Raw genomic sequence first — 2,112 nt, forward strand, 5'->3', positions numbered from 1 at the left:
GACCACCGGCAGGCTCGCGCCGGAGATGTAGTTCCAGACCGTGAACGCCATGGTGGTGGCCTCGCGGGCCGAGACGTCGAGCGCGCGCAGGCCCTCGACCAGCCAGGCCAGGCTGGTCAGGCCCTGCGGCCCGAAGCTGTAGCGGGGGACCGCGAAGGTGAGCAGCACCCAGGGATGCTGCTGGTAGAGCTCCCAATCGATCTCCGCGGCGATGCGGACCCGGTCGCGCCAGGTCCAGCCCTGTCCGGCCGGATCCGGGTAGGGATGCCGGGCGCCGATCTCGTCGGTCATGGCCGCGATCAACTCGTCCTTGTTCGCCACGTGCCGGTACAGCGACATGGTGCCGACCTCGAGCCGTTCGGCGATGCGGCGCATCGATACCGCGTCCAATCCGTCGGCGTCGGCGAGGGTGATCGCGGCGTCGACGATCGCGGTGCGTGTGAGTTTCGCATCAGTCATCCCATGACTCACTTTCGATTTTGTCCTTGCGTGCGTACACTGTACTCGTTCCCCGCGTACGGTGTACGCAAACCCCTGGAAGGATGTCGGAATGACGAAGCTGGAACCGGCGGTGCCCACCGCAGTCGCCGGTGGACGCCGCGCATGGCTCGGATTGGGCGTGCTGCTGCTGCCGGTGCTGCTGGTGTCGATGGACATCTCGGTGCTGTTCCTCGCCATGCCGACCCTCACGACCGACCTGGATCCCAATGCCTCCCAGCAGCTCTGGATCCTCGACATCTACGGCTTCATGCTGGCGGGTCTGCTCATCACCATGGGCAACCTCGGTGACCGGATCGGCAGGCGCAACATCCTGCTCGTCGGTGCCACCATCTTCGGCCTCGCCTCCGTGCTCGCCGCGTTCGCCACGACCGCCGCGATCCTCATCGCCGCGCGCGTGCTGATGGGCATCGGCGGCGCGACCCTGCTGCCGTCGAGCCTCGCGCTGATCTCGAGCCTGTTCCCCGATGCCCGCGAACGCGCGACCGCGATCGGCGTCTGGACCGCGTTCTTCGCCGGCGGCTCGGCCGTCGGGCCGATCATCGGCGGACTGCTGCTGCACCACTTCTGGTGGGGTTCGGTGTTCCTGATCAACATCCCGGTGCTGGCGATCCTACTGATCTTCGGGCCGATGCTGCTGCCCGAGCACCGGTCGGCCGCGCTCGGCCCGCTCGACCTGCCCAGCGTCGCGCTGTCGATCGGCGGCATCCTGCCGGTGATCTACGGGATCAAGCACATCGCCGCCGAGGGCTTCGACCTCACCTCACTGATGATCGCCGCGATCGGTGTCGTCGTGCTGGTGGCGTTCGTGCGCAGGCAGCGGCACCTGGCCGAGCCGTTGCTCGACATCGGCTTGTTCACCCGGCCGCTGTTCCGGGTGGCGATCGGGGCGAGCCTGGTCGGCATGATGTCGCTGGCCGCGCTGAGCTACCTGACCAGCATCTACCTGCAGTCGGTGACCGGCCGCGATCCGTTGCAGGCGGCGCTGCTCGGCATTCCGATGGCGGTCGCGGTGTTCGTGTTCTCGATGAGTGGCGCGCGGGTAGGACGTCAGCTCGGTGTGCGGGCGACGTTCACGCTCGCCCTGGTGATGTCGGCGGTCGGCAATCTGATGCTGCTCGGCCTCGGCGTCGACGGCGGGCTGGTCTGGTACATCCTCGGGTCGATGATCGCCGGTATCGGCTACGGCATCTCGTTCACCCTCGTGTCGGATGTGGCGGTGTCGGCCGTGCCCGCCGAACGGGCGGGCTCGGCGGTCGGGATCTCCGAGACCAGCTTCGAACTGGGCAATGCGCTCGGACTGGCGCTGCTGGGTTCGGTCGCGGCGCTCGTCTTCCGTTCCGGCGGCGACTTCGGCGACACCTTCGGCGAGACGCTCACCCACGCGAACGGTGACACCGGTCTGATCGATGCCGCGCGCGAATCCTTCGTCAGCGGTATGCATGTCGCGACCGCGGGCGGCGCGTTGCTGCTGATCGCGATGGCGGTGCTGGCCTGGAGTTCGGCGCGCGACACCCGCTGAGCGACGACCGCCGGTTGCGGCGGCCGTCGGACAGCGCACCAAACGACAGTGGGGGGCCGGCGGGTATACGGCTCCCCCAGCGGTTTTCCCCA

General features: G+C 68.2%; 2 protein-coding genes. One reads left to right on the forward strand and one right to left on the reverse strand.

Translation table 11 applies throughout. The features are described 5' to 3' along the window. Positions 1–459: TetR/AcrR family transcriptional regulator (locus ACFWPJ_RS30365; protein ID WP_378856570.1), on the reverse strand; the 459-nt coding region annotated here is incomplete at its 3' end. A 91-nt stretch (positions 460–550) separates the two neighbouring features. On the opposite strand from ACFWPJ_RS30365, the gene ACFWPJ_RS30370 reads away from it, so the two are divergent. Next, positions 551–2,020, forward strand: coding sequence for an MFS transporter (locus ACFWPJ_RS30370; protein WP_378856572.1), 1,470 nt, complete (start codon positions 551–553; stop codon positions 2,018–2,020). Positions 2,021–2,112: the final 92 nt, after the last annotated feature.

This window comes from Nocardia sp. NPDC058497 (assembly GCF_042720195.1).
In the GTDB taxonomy this organism is placed as follows: domain Bacteria; phylum Actinomycetota; class Actinomycetes; order Mycobacteriales; family Mycobacteriaceae; genus Nocardia.

Coding starts and splice junctions, on each gene's coding strand:
- ACFWPJ_RS30370 (WP_378856572.1), top strand. CDS start 551: ATGACGAAGCTGGAACCGGCGGTGCCCACCGCAGTCGCCGGTGGACGC.